The sequence below is a fragment of the Paractinoplanes lichenicola genome (assembly GCF_016785085.1).
Classification (GTDB): Bacteria; Actinomycetota; Actinomycetes; order Mycobacteriales; family Micromonosporaceae; genus Actinoplanes; species Actinoplanes lichenicola.
Genome location: NZ_JAENHO010000010.1, coordinates 337,412 through 352,089, shown reverse-complemented (window position 1 = coordinate 352,089; position 14,678 = coordinate 337,412). Strand labels below are relative to the sequence as shown.

Sequence of the window (14,678 nt, the reverse complement as noted above, 5' to 3'; positions counted from 1 at the left end):
GTTGTCGCCGTTCACCGCGCCGGCCCCGGGCTGGACTCGAGGATCTCGTAGACGCTGTCGTGGATCCGCCGCAGGCGGTCGTCGTCGGACAGTTTGCCGGAGCGTGCCACGATGTCGGCCGCCAGCGTGTCGATCTCTTCCTCGACGACCGTTTGGCCGTGCCGCTGATACCAGGCTCGCAACTCCTCGGCGACGTGTTCGGACCGCACGTCATCGGCGCTGGTACGGTCCTCGGTCCACATCTCTCGGCGCCACTTGCTGGGCACTTTGCCGTCCGGGTAGTGGATCAGCATCAGGCGGAACCAGTCCCGGTACGGCGGATTGACGAACTGAAGTACGAGCTGGTCGAAGAACTGCCGGATCTCGCCCTCCAGCAGCGGCCCGCCATCGGGGGCGTTGCCCAGATCGTCGATGGCAATCCAAAGTGCACGCTTCTCCCGGTCTGCGATCTCGCGCAGCCGTAGCCAGACCCGCTTGTGGAAGGCGCTGCTGGTGGTGTCGCCTGCGGCGGGGATCTCGCTGGTCGCCTTCAACGCCCCGAACAGTTCGTGCAGCACCTCATCCAGGTTGGCCACGATGTCGGCGCACAGATATACGGGCTGGGCATTCTGTCCGCGGGCGGCCTGCTCGAATAGGTATCGGCCGTGGCTCTTGCCGCTGCCCGGGTCGCCGCGCACCACCAGAACCTTGAGAGCGGCCGAGCCGGGCGTCAGGCGCTGGATCTGCTGCCGCAGATTCGTGCGGTCCAGCACGATCGGGCCCGGTTCGGCGGGTGGCTGGTCGGCCTCCGGCCGCGCCGATCTGACCTGCTCGAACGCAGCCCGGGCCTCGGCGGCGAGCGTCCGAGCGAGGAAGAGGTCGCAGAGGCGTTCCAGCGCGCCGGCCGCGGCGAGGTTGTTCAGCGCCTCGATCCACATCAGGTCGGCCCGCGACGGGGTCAGCCGGGTGAGGCCCTTGGCGCAGCGGAGATAGAGATTCTCGATCTCCGCCTTGTCGCTGGCCACGACAGTCAGCACCGACAGCAGGCGCTGGGCGTCGGCCCGCCACCACGGGAATTCGACGCCGCCGAAATAGGGGTGGTTCATCCGGCCGGGCAATCGGTCACCGGGATCACCTCGGTCGCGTCGACCAGGCTGCGATCGCCGATTGACAGTTTGTCGTCCTTGCCGGTCAGCGGGCCGCACATCGCCGCGTTGTCGAAGCGTACGAGAAATTTGGGGTCGCTCGGCGCGGACGGCGCCCACAGCACCAGAACCGATCCGGCCAGCACGAGCCCGGCGGTGGTCAGGGCGAAGAACCGGCCGCGGCCGACATTCTTGCGGGCGTCGTCGACCAGGCCGATCTCGCGTTCCATCAGCTGTTTGCCGTTGGGGAACTGCAGGTCGGTGATGCGCAGCCCGCCGGCGGCCCGGGCCAAGAACCACAGCGCGAGCACGGCTGCCACGGCGGCGAGCGTGGTCGTGCCCTTGACGATGGGGGCGTACGGGGAAGGAAGGTTGTCGACGGTGTTGAGCCCGCCGGCGAAGGTGACCGTGCCGAAGACGCCCAGGAAACCGGCCATCAGCGCGGACCACTTGCCCGCCGCGGCCTGCACAGCCTTGAGCTGGCCGCGGCGCAAGGTGTCGTTCTTGGCCTCGTAGTGAGCCAGTTCGTCCGGGTAGGAGGTCATGCGACCGGCGCCGGCACATAAATGTAGGCGCCTCGGCCGGCCCCGCAACCGCGCGAACCCTGGGTGTGGCCGGGTTCGCAGCTGCACTCCGCGAGGATCTCGATCATTCTGCCGGTCTCGGTCACCGCGTCGGTGGCGATCACGTTGCTCACCAGCGACGACATGTAGTCGCGGCATCGTGGACAGTCGCCGTGCAGGTCCCAGCGGATCTTGTCACGACGGGTCCACCGTAGTCGTGGCTCGTTCTCGTCGGTCTCGTTCATCGCTGTGCGCACCTGCTCCTGCCACAAATCCGGCGACGGAACAGGGCCCAAGGTGTTCTCAGCCGACATCGACCCTCCGTAGTCCCGACCCCACACGGTAGGCGTTGCGCCGTCGCAAGGGGAGTGGCCGGAACGGTGAACCATTCCAGGTGCCGGTCAGGTGATGGCGAGCGCGAAACCGGCCGTCGGGATGGCGAAGAAGATCGACAGGATGGCCATGCGCGGGATGGTCGGGCGCCAGGTCAGGATCGCGTACGCGGCTACCAGCAGCGGGACGGTCACCAGCTGGGGCACGAGGGTCGAGCGGGGCACCACAGTGTCGGCCGCCGCGCAGATCAAGGCGACGATCAAAGCCGACACCCAAAGACCCAGACCCAGCCCGTACGCCGTACGGGCTCCGAAGCGTACGGCGAAGGTGGTGTCTCCGGCCCCGGCGTCGGAGGGCAGGTCGGTGACCGTGGTCGGCACATAGACGGCGGCCGCGAAGAGCAGGCCGATCACGCCGAACTGCCACGGGAAGCCGGCCGGGTCGCGGGTGATGGCCCAGCCCGCGGCCGGGGACACCACGCCGACGACCAGGGCGTTGACCGTCACGTCCCAACCCGGGCGGGTCTTGAGGCGTCGTGGGGGAGCGCTGTAGGCCCAGCCCAGCACCAGCACCCCGGCCACGCCCAGCACGAACAGCGGGCCGACGAAGAGGGCCGTGACGAGGGCGGCGGCCGCGATCCAGCGATACCAGCGCCGCAGCGTGGCGGGGTCGACCTCGCCGGTGACCAGGGGCGCGGTGGCCTTGCGCGGGTTGACCCGGTCGCTGGGCAGGTCGTGCAGGTCGTTCTGGGCCAGCACGGCGCCCCACACCAGCGGGCCCAGCACCAGCAGGGCGAGCAGGCTGCGGGGCAGGTCGGCCGGGGTGAGCTGCCGGTCGGCGAGCACCAGGCCGAGATAGGCGGGCACCCACGAGACGGGCCAGAACCACGGCCGCGACACCGCGACGACCAGGGTGGCTGCTGTCATGCCCGGATCGTGCCCGGGGCGGGCTGACAGGGGCCTGAGAAAACTACCCACCGCGACGGAGAAGACTGGGTATCGTGCGCATCGTGTTGATCCGGCAGTTCACCGAGTCCGACTGGCCGCAGGTGTGGGAGATCGTGCGGTCGGTGGTCCGCGCCGCCGACACGTTCACCTACGACCCCGCGATGACCGAGCAGCAGGCCCGCGCGATCTGGCTCGAGGCGCCCCCGGGTGAGACGGTGGTCGCGGTCGCCGGCGACGAGGTGCTGGGCACGGCCAAGGTCGGCACCAACCGGCCCGGCCCCGGCTCGCATGTGGCCACCGCGAGCTTCATGGTCGCCCCGATCAGCCGCGGCCAGGGCGTGGGCACGGCGCTGTGCCGGTTCGCGCTCGAGTGGGCCAAGCAGCACGGGTACGCGGGCATGCAGTTCAACGCCGTGGCCGAGTCCAACAAGCCGGCCGTCGCCATCTACGAGCGCCTCGGCTTCACCATCATCGGCACAGTCCCCGGCGCCTTCGCCCACCCGGTCGAGGGCCGCGTCGGCCTGCACGTCATGTACGCAGACCTGTCGACGGGGTAAGACGCACGTCTGCCCTGCTCGCGACCGCAGTCATCGCCGCCGTGCCGGTGTTGCCGACGGCTCTCGCCGCTCCCGGTCTCGCCGTTCCCGCTCCCGGTCTCGCCGTTCCCGCTCCCGGTCTCGCCGTTGCCGTTCCCGGTCTCGCCGTTGCCGTTCCCGGTCTCGCCGTTGCCGTTCCCGGTCTCGCCGTTGCCGTTCCCGGTCTCGCCGTTGCCGCTGCCGCCGTTCCCGCTGCCGCCGTTCCCGCTCCTGCTTTCGCCGCTCCTGCTTTCGCCGCTTCTGCTTTCGCCGCTCCTGCTCTCGCGCTCCAGTTGCCGCTCTCGCCCCCGCCACTCCCGCCGCTCCACCTCTCCGCTCCAGCTGCCGCTCTCTCCCCCCGCCACAGCCGCCGAGCCGGCCGACCTGTCGGTCGCGTCCGATCCGAGTCCCGCCGTGCAACGCCGGCGACCTGAGTGAGTACTCACAAACACGGAGTCCTGCTGAGTGAGTACTTACATACATCGGCCGGGCAGGGGTGCGCCGGCTGGTGGCGGCTTTTTGTTGAGTGAGTACTCACTTACAGGTCAGGCAAGACTGGTGCCCGCCGATGTCAGGGCGTTGTTGAGTGAGTACTTACAAACGTTGGGCGGGTGGGGGTGCGCTGGCTGGTGGCGGTTTTCTGTTGAGTGAGTACTCACTTACAGGTCAGGCGAGACTGGTGCTCGCTGACGTCGGGGCGTTGTTGAGTGAGTACTTACAAACGTTGGGCGGGTGGGGGTGCGCTGGCTGGTGGCGGTTTTCTGTTGAGTGAGTACTCACTTACAGGTCAGGCGAGACTGGTGCTCGCTGACGTCGGGGCGTTGTTGAGTGAGTACTTACAAACGTTGGGCGGGTGGGGGTGCGCTGGCTGGTGGCGGTTTTCTGTTGAGTGAGTACTCACTTACAGGTCAGGCGAGACTGGTGCTCGCCGACGTCGGGGCTTTGTTGAACGGCTGCCGAGCGGGCGGCTCAAGAGCGATCAGCGCGCGAAGAACGATAAGCCCGCGGCGACATCCCGGTCACCCGCTTGAAGGCGTTACTCAAGGCGCTCTCCGACCCGTACCCCACCGACCGCGCGATAGCCGCCACCGTGCCGTCGTCGCGCCGCAGCCGCCCCGCCGCCAGTTCGATCCGCCAGCGGGTCAGATAGTCGAGCGGCCCCTGCCCCACGACCCGGCGAAATCGGGCGGCCAGCGTCGACCGTGACACCGCCACCTGAGACGCCAGTTCGGCCACGGTCCACGCGTACGCGGGCCGTCCGTGCATCAGCCGCAGCGCGGGACCCACCACCGGGTCGCCCAGCCCGGCCAGCCACCCCGTCGCCGGCGGTGCGGCCGTCAGGCGCCACCGCAGCACGTGGATCAGCATGACCAGCGCCAGATGCTCGGCCACCAGCGTCGCCGCGAGTGGGCGGTCGCGCAGTTCGGCCTCGATCTGGTCGAGCGCCCACCGCACCGCGCCCGCCGCCGCGCTGGGCACGTGCACCACCGGCGGCAGCGCGTCGAGCAGCAGTTCCTGGGCCCGCTCGCCGAAGTCGAACCGGCCGCCGAGCAGGAACACGTCGTCGCCCGCACCGGCTCGGGCGAGGTCGGCGCCGGCGAAGATGACCCCGGCCGGAATCGTGGGCAGGCTGAGATCGCTGGCCAGCGTGAACGGCACCGGACGGGTCAGCAGGAAGCAATCGCCCGGGCTCAGCTCGACGACCGTGTCCTCGACGAGCAGAAGGCAACTTCCCCGCCGTACGGCGTTGAACTTCACCGCCGCGGCCGGGGCGAACGAGACCGCCCAGTCGCCGCCCGCGACCAGCCCGGCCGAGAAACTGCTGCTCGCCCCGACCAGGGCCAGCACGTCTTCGAGGGGATCGGCGTGGACGCTCACGCAACTATCTTGGATCCTGAGCCATTCAGAGTCCAGCAATGGTGACGCATTCTCGAGTCATGACGATCCGAACCCCGTTCACCACCAATTCCACCGCCGCCGAGGTGCTGGCCGGCCTCGACCTCACCGGCAAGCGCATCCTGATCACCGGCGGCACGTCCGGGCTGGGCCTGGCGGCCGCGACGGCACTGCGCGACCGCGGCGCCGAGGTCCTCACCCCCGTACGGGCGGAACTTGACCTTGCTGATCTGGACTCGGTCGAGGCGTATGCACCCGGCGAGCTCGACGTGATCATCGCCAACGCCGGTGTCATGGCCGTCCCCGAGCGCCGCCTCACCAAGATCGGCTGGGAGTCGCAGCTGGCCACCAACTTCCTCGGCCACTTCCACCTGATCACCAGGGCCGGCCTGACAAAAAATGCCCGGATCGTCATGGTCAGCTCCGGGGCCCAGCTGCGCGCCGGCGTCGACTTCGACGATCCTCACTTCGACCGCCGCCCGTACGACCCCTGGGTCGCCTACAGCCAGTCGAAGGCGGCCGAGGTGCTGCTCGCGGTGGCGCTCGGCCGCCGCCGTCCCGGTGTCGCGGCCAACGCCATGGCGCCCGGCCGCATCCACACCAACCTGCAGCGCCACCTCGGCCCCGCGACCATGCGGGCGCTGGGCGCGATGGACGACGACGGCAACCTGATCCACGCCGAGGGCTACAAGACGGCCGAGCAGGGCGCCGCGGGCGAGGTCCTGCTGGCCGTGTCCCCGCTGCTCGAGGGCGTCACCGGCCGCTATTTCGACGAGGACAACCAGGAGGCCGAGGTCGTGCCGGGCGGCCCCGAGCCGATGACCGGCGTCGCCGAGTGGTCGGTCGACCCGGCCGCCGCCGACCGGTTGTGGGAACTGGCCGAAGAGGCGATCAGGACGCGGTGAGCGGCGTGCTGATCGGCCCCTCGTTGCCGGAGCGGTCAAGGCCGCTGAGGCAGTACGTCAAGGGGCCGGCGGGCGGCGCGGGATCGACCACCTCGGTGCCGGCCCGCCCGGTGGCCACCAGCGCGGCCGAGTCGCCCGCCACCCGATACAGGGCCCAGCTGGTCGCCTTGTCGGTGGTGGCCTGCAACCGGATGCCCTTGTCGAAGCGGGCGGCCCCGGTGAGCCGCGGCGCGGGCGGCGCCTCGACCGGCAGCCGGGCCATCCGGGGCAGCAGCGCCGGCGAGGCGTAGTGCTTGTCGCGATAGCGGGTGACCGCCCCGAGCCGGTCGGCCCGGATCTGCTTGGCGCTGAAGTGCACCTGGCCCTGCACGCCGAACTGGTCGTTCAGGACCATCTGCCGGTCGAGCATGGCCGGGTCGCTCCAGTCGCCCTCCTCGCCGACGCGGTAGTCGGCCATGCCGATGTAGAGCTGTACGTTCGTGCCCTTGGTGAGCTTGGTCCACCAGGGCAGCAGCTTGGCGTAGTCGGCCTTGTCGAAGCCGATCGTCCAGTAGAGCTGGGGCACGATGTAGTCGAGCCAGCCCTGCTGCACCCACTTGCGGGTGTCGGCGAAGATCGCGTCGTACGCCTCCAGGCCCTTGCTCTGCGAACCGTCGGGGTCGGTGGCGTAGTTGCGCCAGATGCCGAACGGGCTGATCCCGAACTTGACCCACGGCTTGAGCGCCTTGATCCGCTCGTCCATCTCGCGGACCAGCGTGTCCACGTTGTCGCGGCGCCACTGCGCGCGGGGCTTGCCGCCGCCGTATTTCGCGTAGCTGGCGTCGTCGGGGAACTCGCCGCCGGCCGGATACGGATAGAAGAAGTCGTCGAAGTGCACGCCGTCGACGTCGTACTTCTGCACCGCCTCGAGCATCGAGTCCTCGACGAACTTGCGCGCGGCCGGGATGCCCGGGTCGAAATAGAGCCGGGCCGTGCTCTGGCCCGCGGGGTGCGCGATCGCCCAGTCGCGGTGCTTGAGCAGCGGGTGGTTAGGGGCCAGCTTGGCGAAGTCGGCGCCGGGACCGACCGGGCCCGGCTGGGTGCCCCGATACGGGTTGAACCAGGCGTGGAACTCCAGGTTGCGGGCGTGCGCTTCCTTGATCATGTAGTCCATCGGGTCCCAGCCGGGCGACTTGCCGTCGCGCTTGCCGGTCAGCCACTCCGACCAGGGCGCGTACGCCGAGGGCCAGAACGCGTCGCCGCTCGGCCGGACGTGCACGAAGATCGCGTTGTGCCGCTGGGCCACGGCCAGGTCGAGCCAGCGCTGATATTCGGCCTTGACCTGCGCCTGCGACAGCCCCCGCCGGCTCGGGAAGTCGATGTTGTTGACCGTGGTCAGCCACATGCCCCGCAGCTCGCGGGCCGCCTTCACCGGCACCGTGCCGCACTTGCCGGGCGTGCCCGGGGCGGGCGCCGACGTGCCCGACGGCCAGGGCGCGCCGGCCGCCGCGGTCGGCTTGTAGGTGGCCGCTCGCAGCAGCCCGACGCCGAGGACCGCCGTCGCGAACAGCACCGAGGCGAGGGCGAGGGTCAGCTTCACGGGTGGGCGGGGGAGGCGGAGCATGGGGACCAGTGTGCCCTGTTGTCAGAGAATGGTCCGATACACGGCCAGGGTCTCCTCGGCGATCCGGGCCCAGCTGAACTTCTCGACCGCGCGGCGGCGCCCGGCCAGCCCCAGCTCACGGGCGCGGGCCGGGTCGCTGACGAGCTCGGTCATCGCGGCGGCCAGGTCGGCCACGAACTTGTCGGGGTCGACCGGGGTGCCCGTGCCGTCCTGAACCTGCTCGATCGGCACGAGGAGGCCGGTCTCGCCGTCGGCCACCACCTCGGGGATGCCGCCGGTCGCTGTGGCCACGACGGCCGTCTCGCAGGCCATCGCCTCGAGGTTGACGATGCCCATCGGCTCGTAGATCGACGGGCAGACGAACACGGTCGCGTGCGTGAGCACCTGCACGACCTCGTGCTTGGGCAGCATCTCCTGCACCCAGATCACGCCCTGCGGGTCGCGCGCCGCGCGCAGCTCGTCGGCCAGGCCCTCGACCTCGGCCGCGATCTCCTTGGTGTCGGGCGCGCCGGCCAGCAGCACGATCTGCGTCTCGGGCGGCAGCGAGCGGCAGGCCCGCAGCAGGTAGGGCAGGCCCTTCTGCCGGGTGATCCGGCCGACGAAGACGACGCTGGGCCGGTTGAGGTCGATGCCGAGGCGCTCGACGACGCCGGTGCCGGTGTCGGGCGCGTAGATCGTGGTGTCGATGCCGTTGTAGACGACCTTGATCTTGTCGGGGTCGACCGACGGGTACGCCGTGATGACGTCCCGCTTCATGCCGCCGGAGACGGCGATGACCGCGTCGGCGTGCTCGATGGCCACCCGCTCGCAGAACGACGACAGCGCGTAGCCCCCGCCCAGCTGCTCGGCCTTCCACGGGCGCAGCGGCTCGAGGCTGTGCGTGGTGACGACGTGCGGCACGCCGTGCAGCAGCTTGGCCGTGTGCCCGGCGAAGTTCGCATACCAGGTGTGGCTGTGCACGATGTCGGTGCCCTCGGCGCCCGCGGCGATCTCGAGGTCGACCCCCATGGTGCGCAGCGCGGCGTTCGCCCCGGCCAGCTCGGCCGGCTCCGGATACGCCGTCACGCCGGGCTCGTCGCGGGGCCCGCCGAAGCAGTGCACCCGGACGTCGGCCAGGTTGCGCAGATCGCGGGTCAGGTATTCGAGATGGACGCCGGCGCCGCCGTACACCTCCGGCGGATATTCGCGGGAAATGAGGTCTACGCGCAATCTCTCGGCCACGACCGCAGCCTAATCCCTGATCCGAAGTCTCGCGCTCGGGGACCAAGATCAGTTACCCTGTCCGTCGCCGGGAACCGCGGCGAGTTCCCTTCTTCGGCTGGCGCTCCGGCTGGCGGAAAGTTAGCGTCCTTCCATGGCTGTCAAGGTGCTTGCGATCGTTCTGGCCGGTGGTGAAGGTAAGCGCCTGATGCCCCTGACGGCGGACCGGGCTAAGCCCGGCGTCCCGTTCGGCGGCATCTACCGCATGATCGACTTCGTGCTGTCGAATCTGGCCAACGGCGGTTACCTCAAGATGGTGGTGCTGACGCAGTACAAGTCGCACTCGCTGGACCGGCACATCTCCAAGACGTGGCGCATGTCGACCCTGCTCGGCAACTACGTCACCCCCGTCCCCGCCCAGCAGCGGCTCGGCCCGCGCTGGTTCGCCGGCTCGGCCGACGCCATCTGGCAGAGCCTCAACCTGATCAACGACGAGAAGCCGGACTACGTCATCGTGTTCGGCGCCGACCACATCTACCGCATGGACCCGAAGCAGATGGTCAACGACCACATCGCCTCGGGGGCCGCGGTCACGGTGGCCGGCATCCGGCAGCCCAAGTCGATGTCCGACCAGTTCGGCGTCATCGACGTGGCCGAGGACGGCAAGCGCATCCGGGCCTTCCGCGAGAAGCCCAAGGAGGTCGACGGCCTGCCCGGCTCGCCCGACGAGATCTACGCGTCGATGGGCAACTACATCTTCACGACCCGGGCGCTGATCGACGCCGTCTCGCAGGACGCGCAGGATCCCGACAGCAAGCACGACATGGGCGGCAACATCATTCCCATGCTGGTCGAGCGGGGCGAGGCCAACGTCTACGACTTCCGCGACAACGAGGTGCCGGGCAGCCACGACCGCGACCGCGGCTACTGGCGCGACGTGGGCACGCTCGACTCGTTCTACGAGGCGCACATGGACCTCATCGCGACCGAGCCGGTCTTCAACCTCTACAACCACGACTGGCCGATCTTCACGAACTACGGCTCGTGGCCGCCGGCGAAGTTCGTGCACGGGTACGACGACCGGCAGGGCCGCGCGATCGAGTCGATGATCTCGCCCGGGGTCGTGGTGTCGGGCTCGCTCGTCGAGCGGTCGGTCATCTCGCCCAACGTGCGGGTCAACTCGTGGGCCCACGTCGAGGGCTCGGTGCTGATGGAGGGCGTGTCGGTCGGCCGGCGCGCGGTCATCCGCAACGCGATCATCGACAAGAACGTGGTCATCCCCGAGGGCGCGCAGATCGGCGTTGACCTCGACCGCGACCGCAAGCTCTACACCGTCTCGGACGGCGGAGTCGTCGTGATCGGCAAAGGACAGAGGGTGGAGCTGTAGTTTATTTGCGGTCTCTCAACGTCTGCGACGGGGAGACGCCGTACCGGTCCCGATAGGCCCCGGCGAAGCGTCCGAGGTGCGTGAACCCCCAGCGGTACGCCACCTCGGACACGTTCACCTGCCACGGGTCGGAGCGGGAGAGCTCGTCGTGCACCCCGTCGAGGCGTAATCGGCGCAGATAGGTCAGCGGCGACATGCCGACGTGCTGCCGGAACGACTCCTGCAGCACGCGCACGCCCACCCCGGCGATCGAGGCCAGGTCGGTGGCGGTGAACGGGCGCCACGGCTCGGCGTGCATCGCGTCCAGAGTGCGTTTCACCGTACGCGGGCGGTTCGGCCCCTGCATGCCGGCCGGCTCCTCGCCGTACGGGTGCTCGACCGTCAAGGCCAGGCCGCTGACCACCATGTCGCGCCACCGGGTGGCCATCCGCGGCTGCGCCGAGAGGCCGTCACCGCGGCGCAGCTCGCCGAAGAGCAGCCGCACCAGCGAGACCCACGTACGGCCCGGGGCGTCGATCACGTTGAAGCTGTCGCCCAGCAGCAGCGGCGTGACCACCTGCTGATCGAGGGCGGCGTCGAGCTCGCGTTCGAGGGCGCCCCGCTCGACCTTGACGCTGAGCAGCCGGCAGTCGCCCGGCCAGTCCAGGTCGATGTCGCCGACGGGGCGATAGACCGCGGCCCGGGTCGCGTCGGCCAGCACCGTGGTGCCCCGATGCCGCGACCGCAGCATGCCGCTGAGCGGCGCGAGCACGTGATACGACGTCTCGAGGTCGGCGATCGCGACGTGGATGTCGCAGCCGTAACTGATCTCGCCCACCGTGATCGGGCCCAGCGACACGACGTCCCCCCGGAAGGCGAACCCGGACCGGTCACCGACCGGGTTCACCTCGAGGGGACCGTAGAACATGCGACGGCAGAACGCCCTGGCCTCGTCGACATCCGTTGTGGCGAGCGAGAAGTGGGCGGACACGTCCGGTCGGGTCTGCAGGCCGCCAGCCATGGCGTCCAGACTAGACCCGAACGGGCGCGGGCACCGTCTAGGCGACGGTGGCAGCCACCGGCCAGGTGAAATCGGCGACGCCGCCGCTGGGCACGTCGACCTCGCCGAGCGGCGTGACCGGGTTGTCCCAGACCGTGTAGCGGCCCTCGGGCAGGCTGTCGAGCACGACGCTGTAGCAGACGCCGCCCCACACGTAGCGGGCGCGGACGGCCGCGTGCGTGCGCCGGGCCGGGTCGTCGACCGGGCTGACCTCGATCTCGCGGCCGTGCATCCGGCCCGGCGTGTTGATGATCAGCGCGCCGATGCCGTTGCCGATGTTGAGCATCACCGTGCCCTGACCGCTCGGGGTCATGCTGTGCCAGCTGTGCTCGTTGTGCTCGTGGCTCATGAGGGGTTACCGAATCCGTCGAAGGGGGTGCCGAGATACGGGAACTTCTTGAGCAGGCCGGCGCTCGCGTCCTTGATGCTGAGGCCCTGCTCGACCAGCGCGGCCGCGGCGTCCGGCTCGAAGTCCTTCTCGACCAGCGGCAGGGTCACACCCGCGATGGCCCGGATCGAGATCGACACCACGTCGTCGGCGATGCGCCGCCCGTTCGGGAAGCCGGCCAGGTCGCCGCCGACCACACCGAACTTGTTGGGCTCCTTGGCCGGCGGGATCGCGGTGTTGAGCCGCAGCATGTCGGCCTGCACCTCGCCCGTGTTGTTCTGGAAGTTCTCGATGATGCCGTCCGGGATGCCGGTGAGCAGGATCGCGACCAGGTCGGCGCGGGCCTTGCCGGTCTTGTCGCGGGCGGCCAGCTTGTCGAACAGGCCCGGATAGAGCACCGGCAGCAGCGTCTGCAACTCGGGCTTCTCGACGAACTGGGCGAAGCGCTTGTCCTCGGCCGGGGACAGGCTGTTCCACTTGTCCTTCTCGGCCATCGGCACGATGACCTCGTTGAACAGCGGGTTGCCGAGCCGGGAGACCTGCACCTGCGGGCCGACCACGACGTCGTCGTTCTTCTTGTCGCCGTTGCGCACCTGCACCTGGCGGCGGCTGGCGGACGTCCACACGCCGATCACGGCCTCGGGGTCGCGCCCGCGCACCTTCTTCTTGCCGTCGCGGCGTACGGCGCTGAGGGGCACCTGGATCGCGATGCTGTGCACGTTGAGCTTGTCGGTGGCGTTGACGGCCTTGCCCGCGTAGTTGAACAGCGTCTGCCCGACCAGGTGCTTGTCCTGGAAGGGGCGCAGCGTGCCCAGGTCGAAGATGGCGCCCAGGTCGACGAAGAACGCGTCGGCGCGCTGGCCGGCGAAGACCTTCTCACCGGTCTTGAGCTTGGCCACGGCGTCGGCGGCCAGGCCGTCGTAATCCGGGATCGACAGCTTGCCGACGTTGCACGGCGGGCAGGGCAGCTTCTTGGCCAGCACGGTGCTTTTCCCGTACGAATCGACCTTGGTCACCGAGAAGAACTGGCGACGATTCCAGTTCTCGCTGTCGAGCGCGTCGATCGGGCCGGTGTTGTAGAGGAACGTCTTGTCGTTGCGCAGCTCGGTGCGGAACCGGAACTGATACGTCAGGTCGGGGCGCGCGTCCCCGTTCGAGTCGATGTGGATCTCGTAGAGCACGTCGTCGCCGAACTCGAAGAAATTCGGGCCGCTCGCGGGGAGCTGCAGCGGGACGTAGTTCGCGATGATCGTCACGGTGTCCGGAGCGTCCGGGCTGACGAACGCGTACAGGTCGGAGCTGTCGGCGACCGGATCCTTGCTGATCTCGGGGGCCTCGCGGTGTGATGACACGGTGTTGTCTCCCCTCAGGCCTTGGCCGACTTGAGCAGCTTGGCGGCGAGCTTCTTGTCGGTGAGCGTGCTCTTGGAGCCGCCGACGAACACGTCGAACGTGCCCTTCTCGGCATCGCGCAGCGACAGGACCAGCGGGCCGGCGCCCTTCGGCGTCTCGTCGTTCTCGCCGGCCAGGCTCAGCCCGGCCACGCCGGCCACGGAGACGCCCACACCGGCGGTGGCGGCGATCGCCAGGACACGGCGGCGGTTCACGCCTCGCTGACCGTAACGAACTCGGCTCATCTCGGCCTTTCCTGAAACCTTTGGGGGGAGGCTGGGAAGTTGCTGTGTGCGATGTCGACGCCCATCAGTACGAGGGGTCAGCCGTTGGGGTTCAACGGTTTTCGCGTCTTCTGCGGAGAATTGCTCCGGCGCTGGCCCAGGCGATGGCGGCAAAACCGACCAGTAGCGCTCCGGCGACGATCCAGTGACCCATCGTCACCTTGCTGCTGGTGTCGTCCTTCTGAATGCTCACCGGATTGAGGGCTTTTGGCGCCTCGCTAGTTCCGCTTTCTTTAGGTGCCGGCCTCGCGCTGGTCTTTCGCGGCGCTGGGCTCTCCGGGGGTTTTGTCGCTTTTGTGACGGGTGGCTGGGTCACCGTGGCGGGTGCCTTGGCCGCGGCCGGGAACACCAGATCGGAACACGAGTAATACGTGTCGGGTGTCTTGGACGTCTCCCAGACGATGTAGAGCATGTGCCGCCCGGTGCGCTCCGGCAGCTTCGCCTTGAGCCGGTACGCCCCGTCGTCGAGATCGGGGTCGGTGACCGTCGCGAGCGGCTTGGCGCCGAGGTCGTCCCAGGTCAGGCGCTTGCCCGGATCGTACGAGGGCTTGGTCAGGAAGATCCGGAACTCGCCCGCGTGCGGAATCGTGGCCCGATAGTTGATCGCGAGGTTCTCGCCCGGGGTGACCTTGGTGGCCGGGAAGTCGTCGCGCGGCAGGTCGAGGCCCTTGAACGGCGCGAGCCCGCCGCTGCAGAGCTGACCGTCCGGCACGACCTGCCGATCCTTGCCGCCCACGTCGGCGATGCGCAGGTTGTCGAAGTTGCCGAACCCGCCGCCGTTGGCCTTGCGGGCCGCCTTGCAGGCCGCGCTGCCGGTCTCCTCGCCGCCGTCGGCACAGGCCGCGGTGCGGCTGATCGGCGTCGTCGGCGCTCCGTGAGCCTGGGCCGCCGTGGGGTTCAGCGCTGTGGCGAGGGCCACCGCGAGCGCCCCGGCGGCCAGACGATCGATTCTCACGTCCCGGTAATACGGAGAACACGCCCGAGTCGTTCAGCACCTCGGCCACCTGGTGTGACCGGCCCTGTGATTGCATGGGGTGACTGTC

General features: G+C 69.3%; 15 protein-coding genes. 3 read left to right on the top strand and 12 right to left on the bottom strand.

The window, feature by feature from the left end; all coding sequences use genetic code 11:
* Nucleotides 1-11 precede the first annotated feature (11 nt).
* From JKJ07_RS33465 to JKJ07_RS33450, 4 genes are all read right to left on the bottom strand, one after another.
* A complete protein-coding gene (locus JKJ07_RS33465) occupies nucleotides 12-1,085 on the bottom strand; it encodes a Cdc6/Cdc18 family protein (protein WP_202995903.1) in 1,074 nt (357 codons plus the stop codon).
* Nucleotides 1,082-1,669, bottom strand: a complete 588-nt coding sequence (locus JKJ07_RS33460) for a hypothetical protein (RefSeq protein WP_202995902.1) — start codon at nucleotides 1,667-1,669, stop codon at nucleotides 1,082-1,084. The genes JKJ07_RS33465 and JKJ07_RS33460 overlap by 4 nt, the downstream gene beginning before the upstream one ends.
* Complete coding sequence (locus tag JKJ07_RS33455; RefSeq protein WP_202995901.1) at nucleotides 1,666-2,001, bottom strand: hypothetical protein; 336 nt, start codon at nucleotides 1,999-2,001, stop codon at nucleotides 1,666-1,668. The genes JKJ07_RS33460 and JKJ07_RS33455 overlap by 4 nt, the downstream gene beginning before the upstream one ends.
* A gap of 87 nt (nucleotides 2,002-2,088) precedes the next feature.
* Nucleotides 2,089-2,946, bottom strand: a complete 858-nt coding sequence (locus JKJ07_RS33450) for a UbiA prenyltransferase family protein (RefSeq protein WP_202995900.1) — start codon at nucleotides 2,944-2,946, stop codon at nucleotides 2,089-2,091.
* An 83-nt stretch (nucleotides 2,947-3,029) separates the two neighbouring features.
* Here JKJ07_RS33450 and JKJ07_RS33445 point away from each other — a divergent pair, with 83 nt between their 5' ends.
* The gene (locus JKJ07_RS33445) at nucleotides 3,030-3,524 is read left to right on the top strand and encodes a GNAT family N-acetyltransferase (RefSeq protein ID WP_202995997.1); all 495 of its coding nucleotides are present in this window, start codon (nucleotides 3,030-3,032) and stop codon (nucleotides 3,522-3,524) included.
* A 987-nt stretch (nucleotides 3,525-4,511) separates the two neighbouring features.
* On the opposite strand, the gene JKJ07_RS33440 is transcribed toward JKJ07_RS33445, so the two are convergent.
* Nucleotides 4,512-5,420: an AraC family transcriptional regulator gene (locus JKJ07_RS33440; protein WP_202995899.1), complete on the bottom strand. Its 909-nt coding sequence runs from the start codon at nucleotides 5,418-5,420 to the stop codon at nucleotides 4,512-4,514.
* A gap of 59 nt (nucleotides 5,421-5,479) precedes the next feature.
* On the opposite strand from JKJ07_RS33440, the gene JKJ07_RS33435 reads away from it, so the two are divergent.
* The gene (locus JKJ07_RS33435) at nucleotides 5,480-6,343 is read left to right on the top strand and encodes an SDR family NAD(P)-dependent oxidoreductase (RefSeq protein ID WP_202995898.1); all 864 of its coding nucleotides are present in this window, start codon (nucleotides 5,480-5,482) and stop codon (nucleotides 6,341-6,343) included.
* Here the strand turns inward: JKJ07_RS33435 and JKJ07_RS33430 are convergent.
* A complete protein-coding gene (locus JKJ07_RS33430; RefSeq protein WP_202995897.1) occupies nucleotides 6,330-7,946 on the bottom strand; it encodes a glycoside hydrolase family 10-like protein in 1,617 nt (538 codons plus the stop codon). The genes JKJ07_RS33435 and JKJ07_RS33430 overlap by 14 nt on opposite strands.
* Before the next feature lie 21 nt (nucleotides 7,947-7,967).
* On the bottom strand, nucleotides 7,968-9,167 hold the full coding sequence (glgA, locus tag JKJ07_RS33425; protein WP_307834534.1) for a glycogen synthase: 1,200 nt from the start codon (nucleotides 9,165-9,167) through the stop codon (nucleotides 7,968-7,970).
* Nucleotides 9,168-9,300: 133 nt separating this feature from the next.
* Between glgA and glgC the strand changes: the two genes are divergently transcribed.
* Nucleotides 9,301-10,533 carry a glucose-1-phosphate adenylyltransferase gene (gene glgC, locus JKJ07_RS33420; protein ID WP_202995896.1) on the top strand — a complete coding sequence of 411 codons (1,233 nt, stop codon included), beginning with the start codon at nucleotides 9,301-9,303 and terminating at the stop codon, nucleotides 10,531-10,533.
* 1 nt (nucleotide 10,534) lies between these two features.
* Here glgC and JKJ07_RS33415 read toward each other — a convergent pair whose 3' ends face one another.
* The 5 genes from JKJ07_RS33415 to JKJ07_RS33395 all read right to left on the bottom strand — a co-directional run bounded on the left by JKJ07_RS33415 (nucleotide 10,535) and on the right by JKJ07_RS33395 (nucleotide 14,590).
* Nucleotides 10,535-11,533 carry an AraC family transcriptional regulator gene (locus JKJ07_RS33415; protein ID WP_202995895.1) on the bottom strand — a complete coding sequence of 333 codons (999 nt, stop codon included), beginning with the start codon at nucleotides 11,531-11,533 and terminating at the stop codon, nucleotides 10,535-10,537.
* 37 nt (nucleotides 11,534-11,570) lie between these two features.
* Complete coding sequence (locus tag JKJ07_RS33410; RefSeq protein WP_202995894.1) at nucleotides 11,571-11,921, bottom strand: phospholipase; 351 nt, start codon at nucleotides 11,919-11,921, stop codon at nucleotides 11,571-11,573.
* Nucleotides 11,918-13,312, bottom strand: coding sequence for a DUF4331 domain-containing protein (locus tag JKJ07_RS33405; protein WP_202995893.1), 1,395 nt, complete (start codon nucleotides 13,310-13,312; stop codon nucleotides 11,918-11,920). The genes JKJ07_RS33410 and JKJ07_RS33405 overlap by 4 nt, the downstream gene beginning before the upstream one ends.
* 14 nt (nucleotides 13,313-13,326) lie before the next feature.
* On the bottom strand, nucleotides 13,327-13,566 hold the full coding sequence (locus JKJ07_RS33400) for a hypothetical protein (RefSeq protein WP_239092504.1): 240 nt from the start codon (nucleotides 13,564-13,566) through the stop codon (nucleotides 13,327-13,329).
* Between the two features lie 121 nt (nucleotides 13,567-13,687).
* Nucleotides 13,688-14,590 (bottom strand): lytic polysaccharide monooxygenase auxiliary activity family 9 protein, encoded by a 903-nt coding sequence (locus JKJ07_RS33395; RefSeq protein ID WP_307834533.1) that lies wholly within the window; start codon nucleotides 14,588-14,590, stop codon nucleotides 13,688-13,690.
* Between the last annotated feature and the right edge of the window lie 88 nt (nucleotides 14,591-14,678).

What these genes read in the sequence shown, in the direction of transcription:
- JKJ07_RS33465 (WP_202995903.1), bottom strand. Translation starts at nt 1,085, where the DNA reads ATGAACCACCCCTATTTCGGCGGCGTCGAATTCCCGTGGTGGCGGGCC.
- JKJ07_RS33460 (WP_202995902.1), bottom strand. Translation starts at nt 1,669, where the DNA reads ATGACCTCCTACCCGGACGAACTGGCTCACTACGAGGCCAAGAACGAC.
- JKJ07_RS33455 (WP_202995901.1), bottom strand. Translation starts at nt 2,001, where the DNA reads ATGTCGGCTGAGAACACCTTGGGCCCTGTTCCGTCGCCGGATTTGTGG.
- JKJ07_RS33450 (WP_202995900.1), bottom strand. Translation starts at nt 2,946, where the DNA reads ATGACAGCAGCCACCCTGGTCGTCGCGGTGTCGCGGCCGTGGTTCTGG.
- JKJ07_RS33435 (WP_202995898.1), top strand. Translation starts at nt 5,480, where the DNA reads ATGACGATCCGAACCCCGTTCACCACCAATTCCACCGCCGCCGAGGTG.
- JKJ07_RS33430 (WP_202995897.1), bottom strand. Translation starts at nt 7,946, where the DNA reads ATGCTCCGCCTCCCCCGCCCACCCGTGAAGCTGACCCTCGCCCTCGCC.
- glgC (WP_202995896.1), top strand. Translation starts at nt 9,301, where the DNA reads ATGGCTGTCAAGGTGCTTGCGATCGTTCTGGCCGGTGGTGAAGGTAAG.
- JKJ07_RS33415 (WP_202995895.1), bottom strand. Translation starts at nt 11,533, where the DNA reads ATGGCTGGCGGCCTGCAGACCCGACCGGACGTGTCCGCCCACTTCTCG.
- JKJ07_RS33410 (WP_202995894.1), bottom strand. Translation starts at nt 11,921, where the DNA reads ATGAGCCACGAGCACAACGAGCACAGCTGGCACAGCATGACCCCGAGC.